Genomic DNA, 26,992 nt, shown 5'->3' with positions numbered 1-26,992 from the left:
CCCCTTGAAAACCCTCCAGAGTCCGCCGGACATCACGGTGCTTGCCCGCGCCGCCGCCAAGGTCAAGCGTCATGTGCTGCCGCTGTTCGTAGTGATGTTCATCGTCAATTACATCGACCGGGTCAACATCGGTTTCGTGCGCAGCCATCTGGAGACCGATCTGGGCATCGGCGCGGCGGCTTATGGACTGGGTGCCGGTCTGTTTTTTATCGGTTACGCATTGTTCGAAGTGCCATCGAACATGTTGTTGCAGCGCTACGGCGCGCGGGTCTGGCTGACCCGGATCATGTTCACCTGGGGCGCTGCGGCCATGGCCATGGCATTTGTCCAGGGTGAAACCAGTTTCTATGTACTGCGCTTTATCCTTGGCGCGGCGGAGGCCGGGTTCTTCCCGGGCATCATTTACTACTTCACCCAGTGGCTGCCGGCGTCCGAGCGCGGCAAAACCATGGCGGTGTTTCTCAGCGGCTCGGCAATTGCCTCGGTGATTTCCGGCCCGGTCTCCGGTGCGCTGCTGCATATCAGCGGTTTGGGCATGCACGGCTGGCAGTGGATGTTTCTGATCGAAGGCGCGGCCTCGGTGGTGTTGTGCGCATTCGTCTGGTTCTGGCTGCAATCGCATCCGCGGCAAGCGAAATGGCTCAGCGAGGAAGAGCGAGACGCGCTGGTCGCGGCGATTGCCGAGGAACAGCGCGCCCGCGAAGCGGTACAAGTCGCCAAGCCGTCGATGTTCAAGCTGCTGGCCGACCGGCAGATCGCGCTGTTCTGCTTCATCTATTTCTCCATTGCCCTGACCATTTATGGCGCGACGTTCTGGCTGCCAAGCATGATCAAGAAGATGGGCAACCTCGGTGATTTCCAGGTCGGGCTGCTTAATTCGATTCCCTGGATTATTTCGATTGTCGCCATGTACGGCTTTGCAGCGATGGCCGGCAAGTGGAAATTCCAACAAGCCTGGGTCGCGCTGACCCTGGTGATCGCGGCCATCGGCATGTTCATGTCGACCACGGGCGGGCCGGTGTTTGCTTTCGTCGCCATCTGTTTCGCGGCCATCGGCTTCAAAGCGGCGTCGGCGCTGTTCTGGCCGATCCCGCAAAGCTATCTGGATGCACGCATCGCTGCGGCGGTGATCGCGCTGATCAACTCCATTGGCAACCTTGGCGGCTTTGTCGCGCCGACCGCATTCGGCATTCTCGAACAAACCACCGGCTCCATCGAAGGCGGCCTGTATGGCCTGGCAGCGACATCGCTGGTCGCCGCCGTGGTGATCTTCTTCGCCCGCACAGCGCCCGGCGCCAAAGGCCAAAACCCGGCAAAGCCAAGTGACGAAGCCGCCGTTGTGGCGCCGGTTCGTCCGGCTGCGAGCCACTGAATCGATTGTTGATCTGTCAGGAGCGTCATCTTGAAAATCACCCGTGTCAGCGTCACCCCGATTGCCTTCCGCGATCCGCCACTGCTCAACGTCAGTGGCATCCACGAACCTTTTGCCCTGCGCTCGATCATCGAGATCGAGAGTGACAACGGCTACATCGGCCTCGGCGAAAGCTACGGCGATGCCCCGGCGCTGGCGATCCAGCAACAATTGCAGAGTCAGTTGATCGGACTTGATCCGTTCAATCTCAATCAATTGCGCGCGATCGTGCAAGCCACCGTGGCGGCGAATAAACCCGCAAGCATCGCTGGCGCCGAACTGGCGCCCGGTTCCCACGCCAGTAAAGCGGTGAGTAATGCCTACTCGGCATTCGAAGTGGCGTTTCTCGATTTGCAGGCGCACTACCTCAATGTGCCGCTGGTGGACCTGCTCGGCGGGGCGATCCGCGAGGAAGTGCCGTTCAGCGCCTACCTGTTTTTCAAATACGCCGAACATATCGACTCGCCTTACAAGCCGGACAACTGGGGCGAGGCGCTGAACGAGCAGCAGATCGTCGCGCAGGCCGCGCGGATGATCGAGGCGTACGGATTCAAGAGCATCAAGCTCAAGGCTGGCACCTTGCCGCCGGAGCATGAAGTGGCGTGCATCAAGGCGCTGAAAAAAGCCTTTCCGGGATTTCCGCTGCGCATCGACCCAAACGGCAACTGGTCGCTGGAGACGGCGATTCGCATGGCCGAACTGCTCGGCGATGATCTGCAGTATTACGAAGACCCGACCCCTGGCCTTGATGGCATGGCCGAATTGCACAAGCGCACCGGTCTGCCCCTGGCGACCAATATGGTGGTCACCGATTTCGACGAGTTCCGCCGCAGCGTTGCGCAGAACAGCGTGCAGATTGTCCTTGCCGACCACCATTACTGGGGTGGTCTGCGTGATACGCAGACGCTGGCGAAAATGTGCGAGGTATTCGGCCTCGGCGTGTCGATGCATTCCAACTCGCACCTGGGCATCAGCCTGATGGCCATGGCGCACGTCGCGGCGGCGGTGCCGAATCTGGATTACGCCTGTGACACTCACTACCCGTGGCAGGAGCCGGACGAGGAAGTGATCAAGGGCGGCAAGCTACCGATCGTCGATGGCTGCGTGAAGATCACCAGGGCGCCCGGGCTGGGGCTGGAACTGGATCATGAGCAACTGGGCAAGCTGCATGATCAGTACCTGACCTGCGGGATTCGCCAGAGGGATGATGTGCGGCAGATGCAGCGGTACAAGGCGGATTGGCGGGCGGTCAAGCCCCGATTCTGAGGTGTCTGATTTGGCGCTATCGCGAGCAGGCTCACTCCTACAGTTTGAAATGCGCTCCCCTGTAGGAGTGAGCCTGCTCGCGATGGCGCCGGTGCTGTCAAAGCGTCTCCAGCAGCCAATCCCTGAACGCCTTCAACGAAGGCAGATTCTCATTGCGCGGCGGATACACCAGGTAATAGCTGCGCCGACTGGTAATTGGCTCGCCCAGTTGCAGCAATTCGCCCTTGAGCAATTCTTCCCCGACCAGAATTCGCGGCACCAGGCCCACGCCGATATTGGCGCGTACCGCCTGAATCAAGTGAGAGGTCATCTCAAAGCTCGGCCCGATCCTCATGCTGCGGTGCGGCAGTTGATGATGGCTGAACCATTCCGCCCACGCCTGGGCATTGCTGCTGACGTTGAGCAGCAACTGCCCGGCGATGTTCCCCTCGGCCTCGTCGCGTTCAGTTTCCGACAGCTGCGCGCTGGCAATCGCCACCAGTTCTTCGGTGTGCAAGGGCAGGGCAGTCAGGCCTGGCCACTCACCCCCGCCAACGCAGATGGCGGCGTCGATTTCGCTGGTGTCGAAGTCGATGGTCTCGATCCGCGAGTGCAGGTGCACGGTCATGCCCGGGTGCGCCGTGTAGAAATCCTTCAGCCGTGGCAGCAGCCATTTCGACCCGAAGGTCGGCAACGTCGCCAGGCGCAGGCTGTGAATGCCCGAACCAAACGCCATCGCCTGCAACGTCGCGCTGCGAATCTGCCCAAGGGCTTCGGCGAGCTCGCGCTGATACATGCGCCCGACATCGGTCAGTACCACCTGCCGGCCTTCGCGAGTGAACAGGCGCATGCCGAGCATCTTCTCGAGAATCTGTACCTGCCGGCTGACCGCGCTCTGCGTCAGTGACAGTTCATGGGCGGCGCGGGTGTAGCTCTCGTGGCGAGCGGCGGCCTCGAAAGCCAGCAGAAGCGACATGGACGGCGTGAGGGTGCGCGGATTCATTCGTAAAACTCATTGATAGCGGGCCGAATTTACGCTTGTTCCAAGGTTTGCCAGCAATGAACATGGGCGCAATCAGATGGCGGAGCCTGACGCAATCATTCGTTGCGCACAACTGTTCACCGCCACACAGCCCGATTTGACCGAGATGACCTGACCGATGATTGCCCAGCTGTCGCCCGCCAAAGCCCTGACCGGCGATTACCAACAATTCCTCGCGGCCCTGAAAGACAGCGGCTTTCGCGGTGAAATCAGCGCCGATTACGCCAGCCGCGTGGTGCTCGCTACCGATAACTCGATCTACCAGCGCCTGCCGCAAGCGGCGGTGTTTCCGCTGGATGCGGGCGATGTGGCGCGGGTAGCACGGCTGATCGCCGAGCCTGCGTACGAGAAAGTGGTAATCACCCCGCGTGGCGGCGGCACCGGCACCAACGGCCAGTCGCTGACGGACGGCATCGTCGTCGACCTGTCGCGGCACATGAACCGCATCCTGGAAATCAACGTCGAACAGCGCTGGGTGCGGGTGCAGGCCGGGGTGGTCAAGGATCAGCTCAACGCCGCGTTGAAATCCGCCGGGTTGTTTTTCGCTCCGGAATTGTCGACCTCGAACCGCGCCACGGTCGGCGGCATGATCAATACCGACGCCAGTGGCCAGGGCAGTTGCACCTACGGCAAGACCCGCGACCATGTGCTGGAACTTGAGATGATCCTGCGCGGCGGCGAGCGTTTGCACGGTCTGGCACTGACGGAGGATGAGCTTGAAAGGCAGTGCGCGCGCAATGACCGGGTCGGCGAAGTCCATCGTTGTGCACGGCAGATCATTGATGAGCAGGGCGAGCTGATCAAGGCACGCTTCCCCGATCTCAACCGTTGCCTGACCGGTTATGACCTGGCGCACCTGCGCGAGGCCGACGGGCGCTTCAATCTCAACAGCGTACTCTGTGGCGCGGAAGGCTCGCTGGGCTTTGTCGTCGAAGCGCGTCTCAACGTGCTGCCGATCCCCAAACATACGATGCTGGTCAATATCCGCTACGCCGGGTTCATGGATGCACTGCGCGATGCGCGGGCGTTGATGGCGCTCAAGCCGTTGTCGATTGAAACCGTCGATTCCAAGGTCTTGTTGCTGGCGATGCAGGACATCGTCTGGCACGGTGTTGCCGAGTATTTTCCCGAAAACGCTGAGCGCCCGACTTTGGGGATCAACCTTGTCGAGTTCTGCGGCGACGACCCCGAAGATTTGCAGCGTCGCGTCGAAGTGTTCGTCGAACACCTGAAAAATGATCGCACCGTGGAGCGCTTGGGCCACACGCTGGCGGTCGGTCAGGCAGCGGTGAACAAGGTCTACGGCATGCGCAAACGTGCGGTGGGCCTGCTCGGCAACGTCGCCGGTGAAGCCCGCCCGCAGCCCTTCGTCGAGGACACCGCCGTGCCGCCGCAGCACTTGGCCGAATACATCGCCGAACTGCGCGACCTGCTCGATAGCCATGGTTTGCAGTACGGCATGTTCGGCCATGTCGACGCCGGTGTGTTGCACGTGCGGCCGATCCTCGACATGAAAGACCCGCAGCAAGCGGCGCTGGTGCGCCCGGTGTCCGATGGTGTCGCGGCATTGACCCAGCGCTACGGCGGCCTGCTCTGGGGCGAACATGGCAAGGGCCTGCGTTCGGAGTACGCGCCGGCATTCTTTGGCGAACTGTATCCAGCGCTGCAAGCCTTGAAAGCAGCGTTCGACCCGTTCAACCAGTTCAACCCGGGCAAGATCGCCACGCCTGCCAACGGCGGCGCGGCGCTCCTGAAGATCGATGAAGTGACCCTGCGTGGCGAGCTGGATCGGCAGATCGACGAGAAGGTCTGGCAAAGCTACGGCGCGGCCATGCACTGCAACGGCAATGGCGCCTGCTACAACTTCGATCCCGATGACGCCATGTGCCCGTCGTGGAAAGCCACCCGCGAGCGTGCGCAGTCGCCCAAGGGCCGCGCTTCGCTGATTCGCGAATGGCTGCGGTTGCAGGGCGAGGCGGGTGTTGACGTGCTTTCGGATGCGATTCGCCAACCGGCGTTCTTCCGCACGCTGTGGCAGCGTTGGCGTAACAGTCGCGATCCGTCGGCGGACTTTTCCCATGAGGTGTATGACGCCATGGCCGGTTGCCTGGCCTGTAAATCCTGCGCGGGGCAATGCCCGGTCAAGGTCAACGTGCCGGAATTCCGCTCGCGCTTTCTTGAGCTGTATCACAGCCGTTACCTGCGTCCGGCGCGGGATTATCTGATTGCTTCGCTGGAATATACGATCCCGTACATGGCGCGAATTCCGGCGCTGTATAACGGTTTGATGGGCGCTGGCTGGGTGCGTGGCGCACTGGCGCGTATCGGCGGCATGGTCGACGTGCCGTTGCTCAGCCGTTTCGATTTCCACGCGGCGATGCGTCGTTGGCAGGTGCAGCCAGCGACGGTTGCGACACTGTCGACGCTCACGTCGGAGCAACGCGAACGCAGCGTGGTCATCGTGCAGGACGCCTTCACCCGCTACTTCGAAGCGCCGTTGTTGGCGGATCTGGTCGAGCTGATTTCGCGCCTGGGTTATCAGGTGTATCTGGCACCGTTCAGCGCCAACGGCAAACCGCTGCATGTGCAGGGCTTTCTTTCGGCGTTCAATCGGGCGGCGTTGCGCAACGCTGAGCAACTGCAGGCGCTGGCGCAGACTGGCGTGCCGCTGCTGGGGCTCGATCCGGCGATGACCCTGGTCTACCGTCAGGAGTACTTGAAAGTCCCGGGCCTGCAGGCCTGTCCGCAAGTGGCGCTGGTGCAGGAATGGTTGCTCGAAGTCATGCCGGAGCAGACGCCTCAGGCCCAGGCCAAAGCGTTTCGTCTGCTCGCCCATTGCACGGAGAAGACCAACGCGCCGGCCGCGACCCGGCAGTGGGAACAGGTTTTCGAACGTGCGGGTTTGCAGTTGGCGACGCAAGCCACCGGTTGCTGCGGCATGTCCGGCACCTACGGCCACGAGGCACGCAATCGCCAGACGTCGGCGTTGATTTACGAGCAGTCGTGGGCGCGTCAGGTGCAGGCGCCGGCGGAGCAGGGCGAGGCGTTGGCGACCGGCTATTCCTGCCGCAGCCAGGTCAAGCGCCAGTCGGATCGGGCGCTGCGCCATCCGTTGCAGGTGTTGCTGGAGGCTCTGCGTCGCTGATCGTGTCGCTGGTGTCCTGGTCCCAGATCAGGCGCGGGTCGAAACTCATCGCCGCGAGCATGGTGAACACCACGACCAGGCCGAAGAACAGGATGCCCGGTCGTGGCTCGATATCGCCCAGCGCCTGGAATTTCACCAGCGCCGCGACCAGCGCGACCACCAGCACGTCGAGCATCGACCAGTAACCGATCAGCTCGACGAAGCGATATAACTTCGAGCGTTCCCTGCGCGCCCAATCGCTGTTTCGCTGGACGGTGATCAGCAGCAGGGTCAGGGCGACGAATTTGATCCCCGGCACCGCGATGCTGGCGATGAAAATGATCAAGGCAATGTCCCACGCCCCGGCTTCCCAGAACTCCAGCACGCCGCTCATGATCGTGCTGTCGGCGCCGTTGCCGAGCATCACCGTGTTCATGACCGGCAGCAGATTGGCGGGAACATAAAAGGCCAGCGCGGCGAGCATGTACGCCCAGGTGCGCGCCAGCGAATTGGTCTTGCGCCGATGCAACGGCGCATCGCAGCGCGGGCACTCGTGTGGCTCGTCGGTCATATCGCAGGCCAGGCCACAGCTGTGGCACAGGCACAGGTTGAGTTCGCTGGCGGTCGGCGGACGCTTCATAAAATGTCCCACAGTTCGCGGATGTCCCGGCCGGCGATGCGGATCATCATCAGGCTCAGCACCGCCAGGGCGAACAGGCCGATCCCGGGCAGCACATCGAGCAGGCCGGCGAGTTTGAACACTGCGACCATCGCCCCCAGCAGACACACTTCAAGCATGCTCCACGGGCGCAGGGTTTCCAGCCAGCGCATGCACAGATTGAACCCCGGTGCCCGACGCAGGCCGAGGGCAAAACCCAGCACCCAGACCAGCAGCACCAGCTGAAAGGCCGGGGCGATGATGATCGCAATCGCCGCGACCATGGCGATAAACGTGATCGGTCCCTGGCTCAGCGCCAGCACCGAATCCCACAGCGTCGCGCTGTTTTTCATGCCTTTGAGGCTGATGCTCATCACCGGATAGAAATTGGCAAACAGCCACAGCATCGCCGCCGTGAACGTCAGCGCCAGACGCTGCTCGATGGTCAGGCCGTTGAAGCGCTGCAGCACGCCACCGCAGCGCACGCATAGGGTTTTCTGGTGCTTGGCTAGCACGACTTTTTCGTACACGCAATCACAGTGCTCGCAGATGATCAGGTGTTCGGTGTTGACCATGGACAACGCTCGAGGAAGGCCGCGACGGCAGGGCAGACCTGTTCACTATAGAAGGCCGGGGCCGATGGGCAACCTTGATCCTGAGATGTTTGGGTTTTGCTTTTTTGATGTTATAAGGTAACGCGAATTTGCGGGCGGCGGTGCGGCCGTCCGGTGTTATCCCTCTCGATTGCGAAAGATCCATGACCCCTGTGCTTCCCCGTTCTGCCCCATTGACGACTGGCCGGCTGCTCTCCATTGATGCGCTCCGAGGCCTGGTGATCCTGTTCATGCTGCTCGATCACGTCCGCGAAACCTTCCTGCTGCACCGCCAGGTGTCTGACCCGATGGACATCGCCAGCACCGAGCCGGCGCTGTTTTTCAGCCGCACGCTGGCGCATTTGTGTGCGCCGGTATTTGTCTTGCTGACCGGATTGTCGGCCTGGCTGTACGGTGAAAAATACGCCGGCAAAGCCGATGTCAGCGCGTTTCTGTTCAAGCGCGGATTATTTCTGGTGGCGCTGGAATTCACTCTCGTCAACTTCGCCTGGACGTTCCAGTTACCGCCCAGCGTGATCTACCTGCAAGTGATCTGGGCGATCGGCCTGAGCATGATCGCGCTGGCCCTGCTGGTCTGGTTGCCGCGCGCGGTGCTGCTGACGCTGAGCCTGGCGATCATCGCCGGGCACAACTTGCTTGATACGCTGCACTTCCCGGTGGAGTCGGCGCTGCATGTGCCTTGGGCGATTCTGCATGATCGAGGCTGGATCGAGATCAGCGACACCCTGCGCTTGCGTACCTCGTACCCGCTGCTGCCGTGGATCGGTGTGATCGGTCTGGGTTATGCGCTGGGCCCGTGGTTTGCCCGAGGTATGGATGCGGCGGTGCGTCAGCGTCGTTTGCTGCTTGCCGGAGTCGGTGGGTTGCTGGGGTTTGCGGCACTGCGCTTGATCAACGGCTACGGCGAGAAACCGTGGGCGGTCAGCGATTCGCTGGTGCAGACGCTGATGAGCTTTTTCAACATCACCAAGTACCCGCCGTCACTGCTGTTCATCGCATTGACCGTTAGCTCCGGCCTGTTGCTGCTGCTCGCCTTCGAGCGCGTGCAGAGTCGCCGCTGGATTGGCTGGCTGACCGTATTCGGCTCGGCGCCGATGTTTTTCTATCTGCTGCATCTGTACGTGTTGAAAGTGTTGTACCTGATTGGCGTGGCGCTGTTCGGCCTGAATCAGGGCAGCTATTTCGGCTTTTCAACGGTGGCGGCGGTGTGGCTGGCAGCGGTGGTTCTTGCCGTGGTGTTGTACCCGGCAGTGCGCTGGTTTTCGCAACTGAAAGCGCGGCGCCGGGACATCAGCTGGTTGAAATATCTGTAACTTGCGCGGACTTGTGGGAGCGAGCCTGCTCGCGAAGAGGGTGTGCCAGTCAATACTTTCGGCGACTGACAGAATGCTTTCGCGAGCAGGCTCGCTCCCACAATGGAAGGGTGTTGCGCCCCACATTACATACGCCGCCGTCCCCCTGTGGGAGCGAGCCTGCTCGCGAAGATGGTGTGCCAGTCAATACATTCGGCGACTGACAGAATGCTTTCGCGAGCAGGCTCGCTCCCACAGTGGAAGGGTGTTGCGCCCCGACTCACCTGCGCCGCCGTGCCCCTGTGGGAGCGAGCCTGCTCGCGAAGAGGGTGTGCCAGTCAATACTTTCGGCGACTGACAGACTGCTTTCGCGAGCAGGCTCGCTCCCACAATGGAAGGGTGTTGCGCCCCACATTACATACGCCGCCGTCCCCCTGTAGGAGTGAGCTTGCTCGCGAAGATGGTGTGCCAGTCAATACATTCGGCGACTGACAGAATGCTTTCGCGAGCAGGCTCGCTCCCACAGTGGAAGGGTGTTGCGCCCCGACTCACCTGCGCCGCCGTGCCCCTGTGGGAGCGAGCCTGCTCGCGAAGAGGGTGTGCCAGTCAATACTTTCGGCGACTGACAGAATGCTTTCGCGAGCAGGCTCGCTCCCACAATTGCTACCGTGATTGGCTTATTTGCGATCCAGCCACACGGTCTGCGCGTTGCAGAATTCCCGTACGCCAAAGTGCGACAGCTCACGACCGAAGCCGCTCTTCTTCACGCCGCCAAAGGTCACGCGCGGGTCGCTGGCGGAGTAGCCGTTGATGAACACGCCGCCGGTTTCCAGTTCGCTGGTCAGTTGCTGGGCCAGCGCTACGTTGGCGGTGTAGATCGTCGCGGTCAGGCCAAAATCGCTGTCGTTGGCCAGAGCCACGGCGTGCGCGCAATCGCGTGCGGTGATGATCGAGGCGACCGGGCCGAACAGTTCCTGTTTGAACGAAGTCATGCGGTCAGTGACATCAGCCAGTACCGTCGGCTCATAGTAATTGCCGGCGCCTTCGACCTTTCTGCCACCAAGCAACAGCGTCGCGCCTTCTTCAAGGGTGTCGCGCACTTGCTGATCGAGTTCGTCACGCAGATCGAAACGCGCCATCGGCCCGATGTAAGTGTCGGCGTTCAGCGGATCGCCCATTTTCAACTGGCGTGTAGCTTCGACGAACTTACGCGTGAATTCCTCGACCACTCCCTGTTCGATGATCAGGCGCTTGGCAGCCGCGCAGACCTGCCCGGAGTTCTGATATCGACCGACCACCGCCGCATGCACGGCTTCATCCAGATCGGCGTCATTAAGCACAATGAATGGATCGGAGCCGCCCAGTTCCAGTACGCACTTTTTCAACGCCGCACCGGCCTGAGCACCGATGGCCATGCCGGCGCGGACGCTGCCGGTCAGCGTCACGGCGGCGATGCGCGGATCGGCGATGGCGGTGGAAACGCCTTCCGGTGTGACGTTGAGCACTTCAAACACGCCGTCGGGGAAACCGGCGCGGACGAACGCATCGCGCAGCAGGTAAGCGCTGCCCATCACGTTCGGCGCATGCTTAAGCACGTAGGTGTTGCCGGCAAGCAGCGTAGGCACCGCGCCGCGCAGTACCTGCCAGATCGGGAAGTTCCACGGCATCACCGCCAGAATCGGCCCGAGCGGACGATACTCGATGCGCGCCTTGCCGCCTTCAACTTGTGTGGCCTCAGCATCGAGCATGGCCGGGCCGTGTTCGGCGTACCACTCGCAGAGCTTGGCGCATTTCTCGATTTCGCCACGGGCCTGAGTGATCGGCTTGCCCATTTCCTGGGTGATCATCGTCGCCATCGCTTCTGAGGTTTCACGCAGCGCGCCGGCCAGAGCGGTCAGCAGGCTTGAGCGATCCTGCAGCGGCTTGCGCTTCCACTTGCCGAAGCCGTAAGCGGCGCGGGTCAGTGCTGCATCGAGGACAGCGGCGGATTCAAACGCGTAGTGACCGATCTGCTCGCCGGTGGCGGGGTTGATCGAGAGGGCGTGGGTCTGGCTGGAAATCTGGCTCATGGCGTTGTCCTTCATGTTCGTCGGATGGGCCAAGAGTAGGGTGGTGTTTGTTTTCTGGAAACTGAATAATAAAGATCGTTTCTTTCACGATTGGAGAATGCCTGTGGATCTGGTGCAACTGGAAATCTTCAAGGCCGTGGCCGAGCACGGCAGCATCAGCGCCGCCGCCACCCAGATTCACCGCGTGCCGTCGAACCTGACCACGCGCATCAAACAGCTGGAGCAGGATCTCGGCGTCGATCTGTTCATCCGCGAGAAAAGCCGTCTGCGTTTGTCGCCGGCCGGGTGGAGTTTTCTCGAATACACGCGGCGCATTCTCGATCTGGTGCAGGAAGCCCGGGCCACGGTGGCGGGGGAGGAGCCCCAAGGCGCATTTCCTTTGGGCTCGCTGGAAAGTACTGCTGCAGTGCGCATTCCTGAACTGCTGGCGGCGTACAACCAGCAGCATCCGAAGGTCGACCTCGACCTCTCGACCGGGCCATCGGGGACGATGATCGACGGCGTGCTGTCCGGGCGTCTTGCCGCTGCATTTGTCGACGGCCCGGTACTGCATCCGGCCCTGGAAGGCGTGCCGGCGTTCGAGGAGGAAATGGTCATCATCGCGCCGCTCAATCATTCACCGGTCGAGCGTGCGGCGGACGTGAATGGCGAAAATATCTACGCTTTTCGTTCCAACTGTTCCTACCGTCACCATTTCGAAAAATGGTTCAGCACTGACGCTGCCGTACCGGGCAAGATCTTCGAAATGGAGTCCTACCACGGCATGCTCGCCTGCGTCAGCGCCGGTGCCGGCCTGGCGCTGATGCCGCGCAAAATGCTGCAAAGCATGCCCGGCAGCGCGACGGTCAGCGTCTGGCCGCTGACGGCGGATTTTCGCTATCTGACTACCTGGCTGGTGTGGCGTCGGGGCACGGTGTCGCGCAGTCTGAGCATGTTCGTGCGGTTGCTTGAGGAGCGTGGCGTGGTGAGTGCCGAGCCTGAAACAGCCTGAGCTGAAGCTGAACACGCATGAATAAATTTTGTGCTGGCGTTTGATAAGGCTAAAGGCCATCATTCGGCCCTGCTCAAACAGGGATGTCACACAATGCTGCATGCCTTCCATCAACGTAAAAGTCAGCTCTACAAACGTTACCTCGGCCACCGCGAAATTGGCGAAAAGCGGGTTTGTGAAGAAGATGAAATCACCGCACTGATCATGGGGCCGCTCGATTATATGCCTGCGAGTGCTGTCGAGCTGTTTTGGCGCGGTCTTGTGGAACGCCCGGGACACGGTGTCTCGCCGGCTTTTCCGTTTGGACCCGCCAGCTACGTCAAGATGCGCTTTTGGCCCAGGCGTGGAATCGAACCGGATCTGGTTGTCGAGCTGGAATGGCCCTCGGGTGAGCGACGCATTTTGTTGGTCGAATTCAAGTGGAACGCGCCACTGAGCGGCGAGTGTCAGTTACAACGTCAATGGCTGGAATACCTCACCGAAGCAGAGCGTAAAAACGCTTATCATCTTTTCATAGCGCCCGATATCAGTTCCGGCCTCAACGCCGTCAGTAGTCACGATGTGTGGAAGGGCCAGTTGATCCTGCACTCATGGTTCAGCGTCTTGAACAGCTTGCGCCATATCGGAACCGAATTTGCCGGGCTCCAGACGTGGATCAGGCAAACGACGGCCTTTCTCGACAAACTGGGTATCGTGCGATTTCAGGGTTTTCATGGTCTCGGCAATCCGCCGACAACCCTGCGAAGCCCTGTTTTTTGGCGACCAGTAGGCGGTTTCCATGAAATCGCAGCGCCTTCTTTCCCTGCGAACCCAATTACGCCACTTCACTGTTTCTGGAACCCGACACCATGAATTCTGTTTTAGATATCGGTCCTTCGATTACGCAGAGCATCCGTTTTATTTCAAAGGTCGGCGCCGAGTGCGACCACTTGGCCAAATTGATCCGCGAGGAAGTGAGCCGCCTGTTGCTGGCGCCGGAGATTGCTGATCGCTATCGCGCTGGTGGCCAATGGATCGAAGCATTCGCCAATGACGAGCAGGGCTGGCTATGCGCACAAATGGGATTTTCGCTTCCCGTAGTCATCAAGCCTAAACGCTCTGTTTGCGGCTATATCGTCGTGCAGATCAGTCTTTCGGAAGATGGAATTTGTGCCGACGATAATCACCAGCCTCTGGTGCATATCGGTTGGTGGGGGGCAGCGATTGATTTCGAAGAGTTCCTGATGACTTTTCCGATCGAGCTGGATACCGAATTCGAATTGGGCCTGGAGTCCGACCGCTTGTTCAGATGGAACCACTCACAGTACGACGATGAGTGGTGCTACAGCCTGTATTTGACCGATATCAACAGTCCTGCCGATGTGCAGGCGCTGATTGTCAATCCGCTGAAGGTGCTGCTTTCAGGTGGCGATGCGCATCGCGCGCTATCAGGTTCGCGCGCGGTGAGGTATGCACCTGTGGAAGGCAAACCCGGGCACTACCGCGTTCTGCCGCGTTAAATTCTCGTGATCATTTAGGCCGACATTCGAATTGAACCGCAAGGACAGCCCATGCATCGCACAGAGTATCTGGCAACAGCCAGCGTCAATGACTTCATCGATTGGCTCGCCAACAATCTTCATCACGAATCGCTGTTCGCCCATTCATATTTCGATCGCCATCGCAAAGAAACTGTAGCATTTGCGGGGCTGGAGGATGCATGCGGCAAGTATTACTGGAAGCATCGAGGCACCTTCGGGGTTCCCGCGGGTGACGATCTGGACAGCAGTCATGCTGCACTGAGTGCGTTACGTGGTGCATTGCGAATAGCGATCACCTCGGATGACGCCAGCGCCCCACTCGAGGCGAGTACTAAGGTGATGGCGTGGGGTGGGGTGCGTGCGGGGAATGTCCGATGGTTGACCGCGCAATCCACGCGTTTGACGCAGATACTGAAAACCACCGCAGCGGCGCTGGCCAGCGACGATCTTGCTCATCCGCTCTTGGCCAACCGGGGCCAACTGCGCTTCAACGCCGGAATGACCAAGATTTATTCTCTGCTGGTCGACGACTTCATCATTTATGACAGCCGGGTAGCCGCTGCACTGGGCTGGATAGTCGTCAAGTATTGTCAGTACCGGAACCTTTCAGCCGTACCCGGTGAGCTCGCGTTTCCCTGGGCGCCCGCCAAGGAGGGGAGTGACGCCAAAGCGCCGAAGAATCGTAATCCACGCACGGGCCGCTATCACTTTCCCCGCTTGATCGCCGGTGAGCATCACGCGGTCTGGAACCTGAGGGCGAGCTGGATTCTGGCGCAAGTCCTGACTCGGGTACCTGCCAGTGCCTTCAAACGCGATTCGGCAATACCCGGGCTACGTTGCCTCGAAGCGGCTTTATTCATGATCGGCTATGACTTGCCCGCCAACGGTGATATCCAGGACGCACAGTCTTTACTCCAGCCTCACGGCGCGGGTGAGTGGCTTGAGTGCTATACGGCGGCTCGAGGCAAACGATTCCATTATCGGATCGACGCGGACGGTATCCACCTGGAGGATGGTCGCCACTTCTCGGTCAATGTGATTAACGCGATGCTGAACAACTTGCAGCGCCGGTTCTCAACCGGGCAATTTCCATTGGCCAACAGCGCGACACAAGTCGGTGCCGGAAAAAGTCGGCAAGGCGTAGGCAGCGCGTACTTTGAAGCAACCGGACAAAAGGGTAATCCACCCGACACCAGTGCCCTGGCGGCGGTACTGCATGAACTGGGGGCGCTCGCTTATACCCCAGGCTCCCGCGAACCCTGGTCGATTGACTTCAGCGCGTTTGCCTCGCCCACGTCGATAGACATTTCTTCTCTATTTGCGCGTGAAGCCGAACTGGAACTAATGCTTTGAGCCATCCGCCGGAGGTAGTCTCGAGGTCAACAGCCTACAGCCTGGTGCTGGATTCTGGTGGACAGACCACTCATTAACTCATCTGTGCCGGCAATCTCATGCGCAAGGTCGGCCCGCTGAGTTCAGGGGCGGCGTGCATCATTCCATCTTTGAAACGGACACGTTACGGCGTGCCGTTGCGCCCGTACAAACGATAACCGTCGCGCTGATTCAAGCGATCGTAGTAGGCGCGCACCGCAGCCAGGTCCCCGTGATCGAGCGGAGTTTCGAACCACCGATTGACCGACAGCCCGATCGGAATATCCGCCAGGGAAAACTGCTCGCCACTGACGTAAGCGCCGGTCTTGTGCAGTTGGCGATCGAGGATTTGCATGTTCCGCGTCCAGTCCCGGCAGCCAGCGGCCAGGGCGTCGCGGTCCTGATAATCCGGCGACTTGCGCACCAGCGCCATCAGCGGGTACGACCATGAGCGATTCAGCTCCGAGGCCTGCCAGTCGATCCACTGATCGACCCGCGCCCGGGCGATCGGCTCGGCGGGATACAAATTCGCGCCGCCATGGCGCGTCGCCAGATACCGAATGATCGTGTTGGATTCCCACAGGGTGAAATCGCCGTCCTGAATCACCGGCACCATGGCGCAGGGGTTGAGCGCGAGAAACTCCGGAGTGTTCGGCGACTTGAAACCCGACCCCCAGTCTTCACGCTCGAACGGGATGTCCAGTTCGGCGCAGGTCCACAGGACTTTGCGCACATTGATCGATGAGGCTTTGCCGAGAATTCGCAGCATGGGATTTCCTTCTCCTGGTGTCGGACGCAGAAAAATACCATAGCGCAAAAGCCAAGGCCCGCAATGCGCGGGCCTTGGTGGATAAGCATTTACCGGCCGCTTGTGCCCAGCGGAAATCAGCGGTTCAGGAACGCCAGCAGATCCTCATTCAACGCCTGCGCATGGGTCACGGCAAACCCGTGCGGCGCACCTGCGTAGACCTTCAACTCAGCGTCCTTGATTTGCGCGGCGGCCTGCTTGCCGGTGATTTCGAACGGCACGATCTGGTCGCCATCGCCATGGATCACCAGAGTCGGCACGTCGATCTTGGCCATGTCCGGGCGGAAGTCGGTTTCCGAGAACGCGGTTACGCAGTCGACTGTGCCCTTGAGCGACGCCAGCAGCGCAATGTTCAGAGTTTGCGTGAGCACGCCGTCAGAGATTTTCTGGCCCTGATTGATGCCGTAAAACGGCGTGTTGAAGTCAGCGATGAACTGCGCGCGATCCTTCAGCAGGCCAGCCTTGATGCCGTCGAATACCGATTTGTCGACGCCGTCGGCGAAGTCGGCTTTCTTGCCGAACAGCGGCGTGACCGCTCCCAGCAATACCAGACCGGCAACGCGCTCGCTGCCATGCCGGGCGATGTAACGGCTGACGTCGCCGCCACCCATGGAAAAGCCGACCAGGGTCACGTCGCGCAGATCCAGATGGTTGATCAGGCCGGCGATGTCATCAGCGAAGGTGTCGTAGTCGTAGCCAGTCCACGGCTGATCCGAGCGACCGAAACCACGGCGGTCGAACGCGATAGTGCGGTAGCCGCGACTGCTCAGGTATTCCATCTGGTATTCCCACATGTCGGCATCCAGCGGCCAGCCGTGGCTGAACAGCACGGGCTTGCCGCTGCCCCAGTCCTTGTAATAGATCTCGGTGCCGTCTTGGGTCTTGAAGGTGCTCATGCAAACTCCTTGTGATCGTGTGTGGCAAGAATAGATGCCGAATGGGCAACGGCCACTATCCGCGCAAAATGCGAAAGTCACTTGTACGCAGGTGCTGGTTTGGCGGAAGGAAAGAGCAGTACGTTGCGCGGTGAGTATTTCAGCTCGACATTACAGAATTGAAAAAAAGGGCGAACTCCCGGCGGAGTCGCCCTTTTTTCAATGTTCGAATATCGACAGGCTTCTAGCGAAACGCCGGCACCACATGCCTGATAAACAACTCCAGCGATTTCTTCTTCTCTTCATGCGGCAGGCTGTTGTCACACCAGAAACTGAACTCATCCACGCCCAGTTCCTGGTAGTACTTGATCCGCGGAATGATCTCTTCCGGGGTGCCGATCATCGCGGTCTTGTGCAGGCTTTCCAGTTCAAACTCCGGACGCCCGGCAAATTTCTCCTCGGGGCTCGGGGCGAGGAAGCCGTTGACCGGGGTTTGCTTGTTGCCGAACCACGCGTCGAAGGTGCGGTAGAAACGTGAGATGGCTTTTGCGCCGACTTTCCAGCCGTCCGGTTCGTCGGCGGTGTGCACGTGGGTGTGGCGCAGCACCATCAGTTGTGGGCGCGGCACGTCAGGGTTGTTGTCCAGCGCGGTCTGGAATTTGTTTTTCAGGTCGAGGACTTCTTCGTCGCCTTTCATCAAAGGCGTGACCATGACGTTGCAACCATTGGCCACGGCGAAGTTGTGCGAGTCGGGGTCGCGGGCGGCGATCCACATGGGTGGGTTGGGCTTTTGTATCGGTTTCGGCACGCTGGTGGAGGTGGGGAATTTCCAGATGTCGCCGTCGTGGGCGTAGTCGCCTTGCCACAGGGCGCGGACCACCGGGACCATTTCGCGCAGGGCCTGGCCGCCGCTGGAGGCGGGCATGCCGCCGGCCATGCGGTCGAATTCAACCTGATAAGCACCACGGGCGAGGCCGACTTCCATGCGGCCGTTGCTGATCACGTCGAGCAGGGCGCATTCACCGGCGACGCGCAGTGGGTGCCAGAACGGCGCGATGATGGTGCCGGCGCCGAGGTGGATGGTCGTGGTTTTCGCTGCGAGGTAGGCCAGCAGCGGCATCGGGCTTGGGGAGATGGTGTATTCCATGGCGTGGTGTTCGCCGATCCACACGGTGCTGAAACCGCCGGCCTCGGCCATCAGGGTCAGTTCGGTCAGGTCTTCGAACAGTTGGCGGTGGCTGACGCTTTCGTCCCAGCGTTCCATGTGTACGAACAGGGAAAATTTCATGACGCTACCTCGAGTCTTTTGTAATTGGCCGGTCGTGTGCGGGCCTGTCGAACTGACGTGAACGCTGTGCGCTCGCGAGTCTTCTCACCATTCAAGCACGCCTTCAAGGACGGCTGTTCGGTTGATTGAATATTGGTATACCATAATACGGAATATCCGCAAAACATTTCTGACCGACACTTCGAACAAGGAAGGCGCAAGCAATGAACATAAAACAAAAACTGACTTTGGCGTTTGCGGTAATCGCCAGCCTGCCGGTGTTACTGGTGGCAGCGCTGATCATCCTCAATGTCCGCGAGGGCGCGCGCGACACCTTTACCGACAGCACCGGGCGCGAAGTGCGTCAGGTGGAAAACGCCATGCAGCTGTTTTTCGAGGGCATCAGCCAGAACGTTGCCTACCTGGCCGAGCATCCGCAACTGCAGAGCATCGACGCCAGCCTCAAACGCTACCTGAGCAGTGACGCCGCGCAAGTGCCAATGGGCCCGCAGGATAATCAGCTGTTCAAGCTGTTCGACGGTCTGGCCAAGGCGCATCCGGCTTACACCTACCTGTCACTCGGCACCGAGCAGGGCGGTTATCTGTTCTGGCCGGGCGATGCGCAACTGGCGAACTACGATCCGCGCACCCGCCCCTGGTACAAAACGGCGATGGCCAATCCCGGCAAAACGCTGCGCACCGAGGCCTATTACTGGGCGGCGGATGACGTGGTGCTGGTGAGCACCGTGCGCAGTTTCAACAACCAGTTGGGCAGCAATGCCGGCGTGGTCAACATCGACGTGTCGCTCAAGCAATTGACCGATCTGGTCAAGCAGATCCGCCTCGGTGAAAGCGGTTATCTGATGTTGATGGAAGCCAACAACACCGTGCTGGTCGACCCGAGCGATCCGACGCACAACTTCAAGAAACTCAGCGAGCTCGGCGACGGTTATCAGCAACTGGCCGAGGCGGGCAAAGGCCTGGTCGAGGTGCAATTGGCCGGCGAGGATTACATGGCGCTGGTCTGGCCTTCGCAGGCGTTGGGCTGGCGGTTTGTCGGCTTGGTGAAGGCGAGCGAAGTGATGGCAGGGGCGACTCGTTTGACCTGGCTGATCGGCGCTATCGCAGTGATCTGCGCGTTGCTGTTTGCGATGGTCGGCGCGTGGTTCGCCGGGCTGATGGTCAAGCCGATTCGTGGTGTCGCCAGCGGTCTCGAAGGCATTGCTCAAGGCGAGGGCGATCTGACGGCGCGACTGGAAGTGCGCGGGCAGGACGAAACCGCGCAACTGGCCGGCTGGTTCAACCAGTTTCTTGAGGCGATTCGTACGCTGATCCAGCGTATCGGCCAGGCGGCGGGACAGATTCACAGCAGCTCCGGCAGCGCCACCGAAGTCTCGGCGGAAATGGCCGACGTGGCTGCACGTCAGCGTGAGGCGGTGGACATGGTGTCGACCGCATTCCACGAAATGGTCGCCACGTCCAACGAGGTCGCGCGCTCCTGCAGTCAGGCCGCCGATTCGGCAGACAACGGTCAGCGTCAGGCACATACCGGGCAGCAACAGATCGACGCGGCGGTGAGCAATGTTGGGCGTTTGAGCCAGGAGATCGGCCACAGTGCCGAGTCGATGCAGCAACTGGAGCAGGACAGCAACGACATCCAGTCGATCCTCGGCACCATCCGCTCGATTGCCGAGCAGACCAATCTGCTCGCGCTCAACGCCGCCATCGAAGCCGCGCGCGCCGGAGAGCAGGGCAGGGGCTTCGCCGTGGTCGCCGATGAAGTTCGCGCGCTGGCCAAACGCACCTCGGATTCCACCGGTGAGATTGACGCACTGCTTGGCAATCTGGCGCGGCGCACCCACCAGATGGGCAAGCAGATGCACGCCAGCCTGGAGGTGTCACAGGAAACCGTGGTGTCGATCAACGAGGCGCGGGCGAGTTTTGAATTGATTCGCGAGTCGGTGGATGTGATTCGCGACATGAACACGCAGATCGCCACGGCGGCGGAGGAACAGCATCAGGTGGCGGAGGACATCAATCGGCACATCAGCCAGATTCATGGCGATGCGCAGTTGGTCGCAAGCCTTGCGGACTCGACTCGGCAGGATGCGCAGAACCTGACGGCGTTGTCGCAGACGTTGAATCAGTTGGTGAGCCGGTTCCGGACGTAATCAGCTACACCGAAACCCCTGTAGGAGTGAGCCTGCTCGCGATAGCGGAATATCAGCCAACATCTGCATCGACTGACACACTGCGATCGCGAGCAGGCTCACTCCTACAAGGGATTGGTGCGTTCTGCAGTTTCGGGATCACGCCACAACCGGCAACGCACCCATCTTGCCGTGGCAGTACACCAGCGGCCCGGCGACTTGCTCAGGGACGATCAGGTTCTTCACCGCGCCGACCATGATCGCGTGGTCGCCACCTTCGTACTCACGCCACAACTCGCACTCGATCACCGCCGTGGCATTGGCAAGGATCGGGTTGCCCAGTGCGCTCAACGTCCACTCGATGCCCTGCGCTTTGTCCTTGCCTTTGCGGGCGAAGGCATAGGCTTCGCTCTGCTGCACGCTGGACAGCAGGTGAATCGCAAAGCGTTTGTTCTTGATCAGCACCGGGTACGAGTCGGAACTGTAGTTGGGGCAGAACAACACCAGCGCCGGGTCCATCGACAGCGAGCTGAAGGCGCTGGCGGTCAGGCCGACGATCTGGCCGTCGTCGTCCAGGGTAGTGATGACGGTGACGCCGGACGGGAACGAGCCCATGACTTGTTTGTAAATGGCAGCATCGATCATTGGGTGGTCCTCGGGTGTGTGACACGGATTTTATGATTTGTAGGTCTGATGGTATACCGTAATACATATGTTGCAAGGGCTTTTATGGTGAACCGATAAACGTGCTGCTTTCGTCGGAAACTCAATGTTTACGGGGCTTTCAGCTAGCCGATGAGGGGCAGGATCAGCGAGGATATCGGATCAGAGAACGACAGAATCAGCGGATCAGGCTTGTGCAAAGCTTGGAATACCATAATATGGTCTGCATCTGAGGGGCGACCCAAGAGTCCTCCCGGTTTGGCTTCATACAAAGATAAAAACAGACAAACTCGAGTTCATGCATATGTCCCAGATGTCCCGGCAAGATCCGTTGATCGAGAATCATACGGTCGATTACGTCCCACTCGCGGAACGCCACGGGAAGGCCCGCGACCTGTTCACTCTGTGGTTCAGCACCAACATCGCGCCACTGCCCATCGTCACCGGCGCCATGGTGGTTCAGGTGTTCCATCTCAATCTGTGGTGGGGGCTGCTGGCGATTGCGCTGGGGCACATGATCGGCGGCGTGGTGATTGCGCTGGCGTCGGCCCAGGGCCCGCGCATGGGCATTCCGCAAATGGTCCAGAGTCGCGGCCAGTTCGGCCGATATGGCGCGCTGCTTATCGTGTTCTTTGCGGCGCTCATCTATATCGGGTTCTTCATTTCCAACATCGTGCTCGCCGGCAAATCCATCGTCGGCATCGCGCCGTCAGTGCCAGCCCCGCTGAGCATTCTGATCGGCGCGCTGGCCGCTACTGCGATCGGTGTGATCGGCTACAACTTCATCCACACGCTCAATCGCATTGGCACTTGGGTGATGGGCGGCGCGTTGCTCGCCGGGTTTATCTACATCTTCGCCCATGACCTGCCAGCGGACTTCCTGACCCGCGGCAGTTTCAATCTGTCCGGTTGGCTGGCGACGGTATCGCTGGGCATCATCTGGCAGATCAGTTTCTCGCCGTACGTCTCCGACTACTCGCGTTATCTGCCGGCGGACATCGGCATTGCCAAGCCATTTTGGGCGACGTATCTGGGCGCGACGCTGGGCACGATTCTGTCGTTCAGTTTTGGCGCGGTTGCGGTGCTGGCGACGCCGGAAGGCACTGAAGCGATGGCGGCGGTCAAGCAATCCACCGGCTGGCTGGGGCCGATTCTGATGGTGCTGTTCCTGCTCAATATCATCAGCCACAACGCGCTCAACTTGTATGGCGCGGTGCTGTCGATCATCACCTCGATCCAGACCTTCGCCAGCCAGTGGACGCCGAGCATCAAGGTGCGCGTGGTGCTGTCGAGCGTGATCCTCGGCGGATGCTGCGTGGTCGCCCTCGGCGCTTCGGCGGATTTCATTTCCCAGTTCATCGGGCTGATTCTGGCGCTGTTGCTGGTGCTGGTGCCGTGGGCGTCGATCAACCTGATCGACTTCTACCTGATCAAGCGCGGCAACTACGACATCACCTCGATCTTCCGCGCCGATGGCGGGATCTACGGGCGTTTCAACCTGCACGCGATCATTGCCTACTTCATCGGCATCATCGTGCAGCTGCCGTTTGCCAATACCTCGCTGTACGTCGGGCCATACGCCAATCTGGTGGAAGGTGCCGACCTGTCCTGGCTGGTCGGCCTGGTGGTAACGGTGCCGCTGTATTACTGCCTGGCAACGCGCGGTCAGGCGCAGCAGAGCAGGGCGGCCAGACTCGGCTATACCGACTGATCCCAACGGCAACACAGCAATGCCCGGCCCAGTGCCGGGCATTTTTGTTTGCGTATCTCGGCGGTCACGCAAATTGGCCATATCGATCCCCTTTTGGCCTGCCGCCTACTGTCATCGCGCTACGCTGTCAGCAAGAATCGAAACCATAACAACAGGCTCGACCTTTTTTGCCCTTGGCTTTCGTTAAAGCCACTGCCGTGTACAGAACATAAAAACCATCGATCTCACGCCGCATTCGGGGAAACAACCATGGTCACGATCAAACGCATTCTGGGCGCCACCGTGTGTGGCCTGACGCTGCTGGCCAGCGCCGTCCAGGCCGAGCAGCGCGAACTGCGGGTGTACAACTGGGCGGATTACATCCTGCCGTCAGTGCCCAAGGACTTCGCCGAGCAAAGCAAGATCAAAGTGACCTGGGACACCTTCGACACCAACGAATCACTGGAAGCCAAACTCCTCACCGGCAACTCCGGCTACGACCTGGTAGTGCCGTCCAATCAGTTCATCGAAACCCAGATCAAGGCGGGCGTGTTCCAGAAACTCGACAAGTCGAAACTGCCGAACTGGCAGCATCAGGATCCGGCCCTGCTCAAGTTGCTCGAGGCCAACGACCCCGGCAACCAGTACGGTGTGCCCTACATGTACGGCACCGTGCTGATCGGCTTCAACCCGGCCAAGGTCAAGGCTGCCCTTGGCGAGAATGCGCCGGTGGACAGTTGGGATCTGGTGTTCAAGCCCGAGAACATGGAAAAGCTCAAGGCCTGCGGCGTGGCGATGCTCGATTCGCCGTCGGAAATCCTGCCGCTGGCCCTGCATTACCTCGGCCTCGATCCGAACAGCCAGAACCCGGCGGACTATGAAAAGGCCAAGGCCTTGATGATGAAGATTCGCCCCTACGTGACCTACTTCAACTCGGCCAAGTACATGACCGACATCGCCAACGGCGACATCTGCGTGGCGATCGGTTATTCCGGCAGCTTCTACCAGTTCGGCAATCGCGCCAAAGAGGCGGGCAACGGCGTGGTGGTCGACTGGCGCTTGCCGAAGGAGGGCGCGCCGATCTGGTTCGACACGTTCGCCATTCCGAAGAGCGCGAAGAACGTCGCCGAGGCTCACGAATTCCTCAACCACTTGCTCGATCCGAAAGTGATCGCACCGATCAGCGATTTCCTCGGCTACCCGAATGCCAACAAGGACTCGATGCCGCTGGTCAACAAGGAGATCACCGACAACCCCAACCTGACTCCGACCCGCGAAGCGCTGAAAACCCTGTATGTGGTCCAGCCGTTGCCGCAGAAAATGGAGCGGGTGCGCACGCGGGTGTGGACCAGTATCAAGTCAGATAAATAAGACCATTCCCTGTAGGAGTGAGCCTGCTCGCGAAAGCGGTGTGTCAGTTGACGTAGATGTTGGCTGATACACCGCGATCGCGAGCAGGCTCACTCCTACAAGGGTTTTGTGTGGGTCATTCGGTGCTGCGTTCGCCCTCGCGGGTGGTCACCAGACTCAACAGCACCGACCCGAGAATCACCGAACCCACTACCGCCAGCGACCACTCCACCGGCATGTGAAACCACGGCATCAGCACCATCTTGCCGCCGATGAACACCAGCACGATCGCCAGCCCGTATTTGAGCAGGTGAAAACGGTCAGCCATGTCCGCCAGCAGGAAGTACAGCGCGCGCAGGCCCATGATCGCGAAGATGTTCGAGGTGAAGACGATGAACGGGTCAGTGGTGACGGCGAAGATCGCCGGGATGCTATCGACCGCGAACATCAGGTCGCTGGCCTCGATCAGCACCAGCACAAGGAACATCGGTGTAGCCCAGCGCACGCCGTTTTGCAGGATGAAAAACCGCTCGCCGTGGAAACCGCTGGTGATACGCATATGCCCGCGCACCCAGCGCAACAGCGGGTTGTTGTCGAGATCCGGTTGCTGGTCGGCGAACACCAGCATCTTGATCCCGGTGATGATCAGGAACACACCGAACGCATACAACAGCCATTCGAACTGCGACACCAGCCATACGCCGGCAAAGATCATTATCGCGCGCATGACAATCGCGCCGAGCACGCCATATAGCAGCACGCGCCGCTGCAATTCCGGGGGCACGGCGAAGTAGCTGAAGATCATCACGAAGACGAACATGTTGTCGATCGACAGCGACTGCTCGATCAAATAACCGGTGAGGAACTCCAGGGTTTTCTGCCGAGCGATTTCACCGCCAAATTCGCCGTGCAGGTACCACCAGAGCAAACCGGCGAAGCTCAGCGCCAGCAGGCACCAGGCAACCACCCAGGCCGACGCTTCACGCACCGAGACCCGATGCGCCTTGCGGCCGCCAAAGACAAACAAGTCCAGGGCCAGCATGGCCAGAACGAAGACGATGAAGGCGCCCCACATCCAGGGTTCGCCGATATTGATGTTCGTGGCAGGCATGGCACGCTCCCTGTCTCTTGTTTGAATTGAGTCAGACGGGGCCATGCTAGCGACGCAGTTATGGCAAAGAAAAATCGTTTATTTCTGAGGGTTGGTTCGAGAAAAACGAAGTGTCCTACCTCGGGGCACTTTGGCATTTCATTGGAGCATTCCTGCATGGGAAGTACCGCCGATTGGCGAATCCAGCCTCCAGCGATACCGCATCACAGAATTCAAGCTGATACCGAGGGAATATATATGGATCACAGCTCTCCCGTTGCCAGGAGAAATATATCTGCAGCGACCGTGTAGGGTGTTGACTCATAAACAATGTCGAACTTGAGAGTTGCTTTGACTGATTTTCGGCTGTCATCTACATCGTAAGTAACACTACCTCCCTTGATGCTCACTCCGTCAACCATAAAAACAACTGAATGCTTGCCGGGACCATAATCCTCGAGTTTATACGTGCCGCTTTTAAGTTCCCGTGGAGTAATTAATGTCAGCTGGTAGAAGTTCTGCAAGGTTTGATGGCGCCCAATGATGCTGCGCGAGTCTCCTGTGAAGGAGGCGTACCAGGTATGTGTCGCTTCAAACTTTTCAATGGGCGGAAAAGGTTTTGAGAACTTTACGTCGAAGCGCTCGTCCGCGGCGATTTTGTGCGCCAGATCCTGTGGCTTGTTTTCGCTGTTGATTCCAAGTTTTATGTTCCTGATTATGTCGGTCATGATCAATCTCCGGATAAAAATGCGTTCCGCTTTTTAGGCAAACCGACTTTTCCGCCGGTTGGGAGATTCAATTTACGCTTCGGTTTGTGTGCCAACTACTGACAGACCTGACAGGTGCAAAATTTTGAGGAATATGGTAGCGACGTGTCGGGCGATGAGTTCCCTCGTATACAAACAGGCCATTGGCGCATGCCTCAACGGAAAAACTCCCCCGGCGTCTCACCAAATTGCTGACGAAATGCGGCAATGAACGCCGATGTCGAGTCGTATCCGCAGGCCAGCGCGACATCGGTCACACGCTCACCTTTCTCCAGCGGGGTCAGCGCCCCGAGCAGGCGCAGACGCTGGCGCCAGGCGCGGAAGGTCAGGCCGGTGTCGCGCAGAAACAGCCGCGTCAGGGTCTTTTCGGTGACGCCGAATTTGCCGCTCCAGTGGCTCAGCGTGGTCTGCTGTTCCGGATGTTGCTCCAGGCTCTGGTAGATCTGCTTCAAGCGCGGGTCTTGTGGCAGCGGCAGCATCAGGTCGATGGTTGGCGCATCGGCCAGCTGATCGAGGATGACCTGGGCGAGGCGTCCGTCAGGGCCGCTCTCGTCATACTCCACCGCAACCTGACTGAAGGCGCGGATCAACTCCCTGAGCAGATCGCTGACGCCCAGCACATGGCAATGTTCGGCCGCCCAACCGGTGACGCTGCTGTCGATATACAGGCTGCGCATTTCCGTGTGCGGTGCGCTGAACACCCGGTGCGGTACGCCCGCCGGTATCCACACCGCACGCTCCGGCGGTGCGACGAAACGGCCGGCGCTGGTCTGCACTTCGAGCACGCCCTGAATCGCATAGGACAACTGCACCCACGGATGGCTATGACGGCGGGTGAGGGCGCGGTTGGGCAGTGATTCGGTGCGTCCATACACAGGACGCGGCAGGCTGGGCAACCCGGGAACACTGCGGCGAACGCTCTTGGTATGTCCTTTGGGCGGCATCTTGCGGCTCTTCGGCGTTAGTCGGTAATTGCCAGTCACGTTAGAGTCGTC

22 protein-coding genes and 1 pseudogene are annotated in these 26,992 nt (G+C 59.9%); 12 read left to right on the top strand and 11 right to left on the bottom strand.

Going from position 1 to position 26,992, the window contains the following annotated elements:
- Window positions 1-4 precede the first annotated feature (4 nt).
- Together QRN33_RS12110 and QRN33_RS12105 are read left to right on the top strand one after the other, a co-directional pair.
- On the top strand, window positions 5-1,372 hold the full coding sequence (locus tag QRN33_RS12110; protein WP_285408739.1) for an MFS transporter: 1,368 nt from the start codon (window positions 5-7) through the stop codon (window positions 1,370-1,372).
- A 30-nt stretch (window positions 1,373-1,402) separates the two neighbouring features.
- The gene (locus QRN33_RS12105; RefSeq protein WP_285408737.1) at window positions 1,403-2,677 is read left to right on the top strand and encodes a glucarate dehydratase family protein; all 1,275 of its coding nucleotides are present in this window, start codon (window positions 1,403-1,405) and stop codon (window positions 2,675-2,677) included.
- Window positions 2,678-2,774: 97 nt separating this feature from the next.
- Here the strand turns inward: QRN33_RS12105 and QRN33_RS12100 are convergent, their stop codons facing one another.
- Complete coding sequence (locus QRN33_RS12100; RefSeq protein ID WP_083352559.1) at window positions 2,775-3,659, bottom strand: LysR substrate-binding domain-containing protein; 885 nt, start codon at window positions 3,657-3,659, stop codon at window positions 2,775-2,777.
- A 157-nt stretch (window positions 3,660-3,816) separates the two neighbouring features.
- Between QRN33_RS12100 and ydiJ the strand changes: the two genes are divergently transcribed.
- Window positions 3,817-6,843, top strand: a complete 3,027-nt coding sequence (gene ydiJ, locus QRN33_RS12095; RefSeq protein ID WP_285408735.1) for a D-2-hydroxyglutarate dehydrogenase YdiJ — start codon at window positions 3,817-3,819, stop codon at window positions 6,841-6,843.
- Here the strand turns inward: ydiJ and QRN33_RS12090 are convergent.
- Both QRN33_RS12090 and QRN33_RS12085 read right to left on the bottom strand, forming a co-directional pair.
- The gene (locus QRN33_RS12090) at window positions 6,776-7,462 is read right to left on the bottom strand and encodes a paraquat-inducible protein A (RefSeq protein WP_083352561.1); all 687 of its coding nucleotides are present in this window, start codon (window positions 7,460-7,462) and stop codon (window positions 6,776-6,778) included. The genes ydiJ and QRN33_RS12090 overlap by 68 nt on opposite strands.
- On the bottom strand, window positions 7,459-8,055 hold the full coding sequence (locus QRN33_RS12085; protein WP_042606737.1) for a paraquat-inducible protein A: 597 nt from the start codon (window positions 8,053-8,055) through the stop codon (window positions 7,459-7,461). The genes QRN33_RS12090 and QRN33_RS12085 overlap by 4 nt, the downstream gene beginning before the upstream one ends.
- Before the next feature lie 182 nt (window positions 8,056-8,237).
- Here QRN33_RS12085 and QRN33_RS12080 point away from each other — a divergent pair, with 182 nt between their 5' ends.
- The gene (locus tag QRN33_RS12080) at window positions 8,238-9,407 is read left to right on the top strand and encodes an acetyltransferase domain-containing protein (RefSeq protein ID WP_285408732.1); all 1,170 of its coding nucleotides are present in this window, start codon (window positions 8,238-8,240) and stop codon (window positions 9,405-9,407) included.
- 656 nt (window positions 9,408-10,063) lie between these two features.
- On the opposite strand, the gene QRN33_RS12075 is transcribed toward QRN33_RS12080, so the two are convergent.
- A complete protein-coding gene (locus QRN33_RS12075) occupies window positions 10,064-11,455 on the bottom strand; it encodes an aldehyde dehydrogenase family protein (protein WP_285408730.1) in 1,392 nt (463 codons plus the stop codon).
- Between the two features lie 103 nt (window positions 11,456-11,558).
- Between QRN33_RS12075 and ptrR the strand changes: the two genes are divergently transcribed.
- Genes ptrR through QRN33_RS12055 form a run of 4 tightly spaced genes read left to right on the top strand, consistent with a single transcriptional unit; the run spans window position 11,559 to window position 15,319 of the window.
- Window positions 11,559-12,446, top strand: a complete 888-nt coding sequence (gene ptrR, locus QRN33_RS12070; RefSeq protein WP_285408832.1) for a putrescine utilization regulator PtrR — start codon at window positions 11,559-11,561, stop codon at window positions 12,444-12,446.
- A gap of 30 nt (window positions 12,447-12,476) precedes the next feature.
- Window positions 12,477-13,298, top strand: coding sequence for a hypothetical protein (locus tag QRN33_RS12065; RefSeq protein WP_285408728.1), 822 nt, complete (start codon window positions 12,477-12,479; stop codon window positions 13,296-13,298).
- Window positions 13,295-13,945: a hypothetical protein gene (locus QRN33_RS12060; protein ID WP_285408727.1), complete on the top strand. Its 651-nt coding sequence runs from the start codon at window positions 13,295-13,297 to the stop codon at window positions 13,943-13,945. Before QRN33_RS12065 ends, QRN33_RS12060 begins: the two co-directional genes overlap by 4 nt.
- A 51-nt stretch (window positions 13,946-13,996) precedes the next feature.
- Window positions 13,997-15,319, top strand: a complete 1,323-nt coding sequence (locus tag QRN33_RS12055; protein WP_285408726.1) for a hypothetical protein — start codon at window positions 13,997-13,999, stop codon at window positions 15,317-15,319.
- Between the two features lie 163 nt (window positions 15,320-15,482).
- Here the strand turns inward: QRN33_RS12055 and QRN33_RS12050 are convergent, their stop codons facing one another.
- The 3 genes from QRN33_RS12050 to QRN33_RS12040 form a co-directional block, all read right to left on the bottom strand.
- The gene (locus QRN33_RS12050) at window positions 15,483-16,106 is read right to left on the bottom strand and encodes a glutathione S-transferase family protein (RefSeq protein WP_285408725.1); all 624 of its coding nucleotides are present in this window, start codon (window positions 16,104-16,106) and stop codon (window positions 15,483-15,485) included.
- Between the two features lie 116 nt (window positions 16,107-16,222).
- Window positions 16,223-17,041 (bottom strand): alpha/beta fold hydrolase, encoded by an 819-nt coding sequence (locus QRN33_RS12045; RefSeq protein ID WP_064363468.1) that lies wholly within the window; start codon window positions 17,039-17,041, stop codon window positions 16,223-16,225.
- A 223-nt stretch (window positions 17,042-17,264) separates the two neighbouring features.
- Window positions 17,265-18,308, bottom strand: coding sequence for an LLM class flavin-dependent oxidoreductase (locus QRN33_RS12040; protein WP_285408724.1), 1,044 nt, complete (start codon window positions 18,306-18,308; stop codon window positions 17,265-17,267).
- Between the two features lie 203 nt (window positions 18,309-18,511).
- Here QRN33_RS12040 and QRN33_RS26705 point away from each other — a divergent pair.
- Both QRN33_RS26705 and QRN33_RS26700 read left to right on the top strand, forming a co-directional pair.
- Window positions 18,512-19,552: pseudogene (locus QRN33_RS26705) on the top strand (cache domain-containing protein); the annotation flags it as partial.
- A gap of 138 nt (window positions 19,553-19,690) precedes the next feature.
- Entirely contained in the window at window positions 19,691-20,458 is a 768-nt protein-coding gene (locus QRN33_RS26700) for a methyl-accepting chemotaxis protein (protein ID WP_420220201.1), read from the top strand.
- Between the two features lie 138 nt (window positions 20,459-20,596).
- On the opposite strand, the gene QRN33_RS12030 is transcribed toward QRN33_RS26700, so the two are convergent.
- Window positions 20,597-21,082 (bottom strand): flavin reductase family protein, encoded by a 486-nt coding sequence (locus tag QRN33_RS12030; RefSeq protein ID WP_042606747.1) that lies wholly within the window; start codon window positions 21,080-21,082, stop codon window positions 20,597-20,599.
- Window positions 21,083-21,404: 322 nt separating this feature from the next.
- Here QRN33_RS12030 and QRN33_RS12025 point away from each other — a divergent pair, with 322 nt between their 5' ends.
- Together QRN33_RS12025 and QRN33_RS12020 are read left to right on the top strand one after the other, a co-directional pair.
- The gene (locus tag QRN33_RS12025) at window positions 21,405-22,811 is read left to right on the top strand and encodes a purine-cytosine permease family protein (RefSeq protein ID WP_281924212.1); all 1,407 of its coding nucleotides are present in this window, start codon (window positions 21,405-21,407) and stop codon (window positions 22,809-22,811) included.
- A gap of 249 nt (window positions 22,812-23,060) precedes the next feature.
- Window positions 23,061-24,161 carry a polyamine ABC transporter substrate-binding protein gene (locus QRN33_RS12020; RefSeq protein ID WP_064363459.1) on the top strand — a complete coding sequence of 367 codons (1,101 nt, stop codon included), beginning with the start codon at window positions 23,061-23,063 and terminating at the stop codon, window positions 24,159-24,161.
- Window positions 24,162-24,276: 115 nt separating this feature from the next.
- Here QRN33_RS12020 and QRN33_RS12015 read toward each other — a convergent pair whose 3' ends face one another.
- The 3 genes from QRN33_RS12015 to QRN33_RS12005 all read right to left on the bottom strand — a co-directional run bounded on the left by QRN33_RS12015 (window position 24,277) and on the right by QRN33_RS12005 (window position 26,941).
- The gene (locus QRN33_RS12015; RefSeq protein WP_252872961.1) at window positions 24,277-25,251 is read right to left on the bottom strand and encodes a TerC family protein; all 975 of its coding nucleotides are present in this window, start codon (window positions 25,249-25,251) and stop codon (window positions 24,277-24,279) included.
- Window positions 25,252-25,493: 242 nt separating this feature from the next.
- Window positions 25,494-25,958, bottom strand: coding sequence for a hypothetical protein (locus tag QRN33_RS12010; protein WP_064363457.1), 465 nt, complete (start codon window positions 25,956-25,958; stop codon window positions 25,494-25,496).
- 194 nt (window positions 25,959-26,152) lie between these two features.
- Window positions 26,153-26,941, bottom strand: a complete 789-nt coding sequence (locus tag QRN33_RS12005) for an AraC family transcriptional regulator (RefSeq protein WP_285408718.1) — start codon at window positions 26,939-26,941, stop codon at window positions 26,153-26,155.
- Window positions 26,942-26,992 lie beyond the last annotated feature (51 nt).

This window comes from Pseudomonas sp. FR229a (genome assembly GCF_030209115.1).
Taxonomy (GTDB): Bacteria; Pseudomonadota; Gammaproteobacteria; order Pseudomonadales; family Pseudomonadaceae; genus Aquipseudomonas; species Aquipseudomonas moraviensis_A.
The sequence above is the reverse complement of the archived record's forward strand: the minus strand, read 5'-3'. Positions and strand labels throughout refer to the sequence as shown.

Coding starts and splice junctions, on each gene's coding strand:
- QRN33_RS12100 (WP_083352559.1), bottom strand. CDS start 3,659: ATGAATCCGCGCACCCTCACGCCGTCCATGTCGCTTCTGCTGGCTTTC.
- ydiJ (WP_285408735.1), top strand. CDS start 3,817: ATGATTGCCCAGCTGTCGCCCGCCAAAGCCCTGACCGGCGATTACCAA.
- QRN33_RS12090 (WP_083352561.1), bottom strand. CDS start 7,462: ATGAAGCGTCCGCCGACCGCCAGCGAACTCAACCTGTGCCTGTGCCAC.
- QRN33_RS12085 (WP_042606737.1), bottom strand. CDS start 8,055: ATGGTCAACACCGAACACCTGATCATCTGCGAGCACTGTGATTGCGTG.
- QRN33_RS12080 (WP_285408732.1), top strand. CDS start 8,238: ATGACCCCTGTGCTTCCCCGTTCTGCCCCATTGACGACTGGCCGGCTG.
- QRN33_RS12075 (WP_285408730.1), bottom strand. CDS start 11,455: ATGAGCCAGATTTCCAGCCAGACCCACGCCCTCTCGATCAACCCCGCC.
- QRN33_RS12060 (WP_285408727.1), top strand. CDS start 13,295: ATGAATTCTGTTTTAGATATCGGTCCTTCGATTACGCAGAGCATCCGT.
- QRN33_RS12055 (WP_285408726.1), top strand. CDS start 13,997: ATGCATCGCACAGAGTATCTGGCAACAGCCAGCGTCAATGACTTCATC.
- QRN33_RS12050 (WP_285408725.1), bottom strand. CDS start 16,106: ATGCTGCGAATTCTCGGCAAAGCCTCATCGATCAATGTGCGCAAAGTC.
- QRN33_RS12045 (WP_064363468.1), bottom strand. CDS start 17,041: ATGAGCACCTTCAAGACCCAAGACGGCACCGAGATCTATTACAAGGAC.
- QRN33_RS12040 (WP_285408724.1), bottom strand. CDS start 18,308: ATGAAATTTTCCCTGTTCGTACACATGGAACGCTGGGACGAAAGCGTC.
- QRN33_RS26700 (WP_420220201.1), top strand. CDS start 19,691: ATGGCCGACGTGGCTGCACGTCAGCGTGAGGCGGTGGACATGGTGTCG.
- QRN33_RS12030 (WP_042606747.1), bottom strand. CDS start 21,082: ATGATCGATGCTGCCATTTACAAACAAGTCATGGGCTCGTTCCCGTCC.
- QRN33_RS12025 (WP_281924212.1), top strand. CDS start 21,405: ATGTCCCAGATGTCCCGGCAAGATCCGTTGATCGAGAATCATACGGTC.
- QRN33_RS12020 (WP_064363459.1), top strand. CDS start 23,061: ATGGTCACGATCAAACGCATTCTGGGCGCCACCGTGTGTGGCCTGACG.
- QRN33_RS12015 (WP_252872961.1), bottom strand. CDS start 25,251: ATGCCTGCCACGAACATCAATATCGGCGAACCCTGGATGTGGGGCGCC.
- QRN33_RS12010 (WP_064363457.1), bottom strand. CDS start 25,958: ATGACCGACATAATCAGGAACATAAAACTTGGAATCAACAGCGAAAAC.
- QRN33_RS12005 (WP_285408718.1), bottom strand. CDS start 26,941: ATGCCGCCCAAAGGACATACCAAGAGCGTTCGCCGCAGTGTTCCCGGG.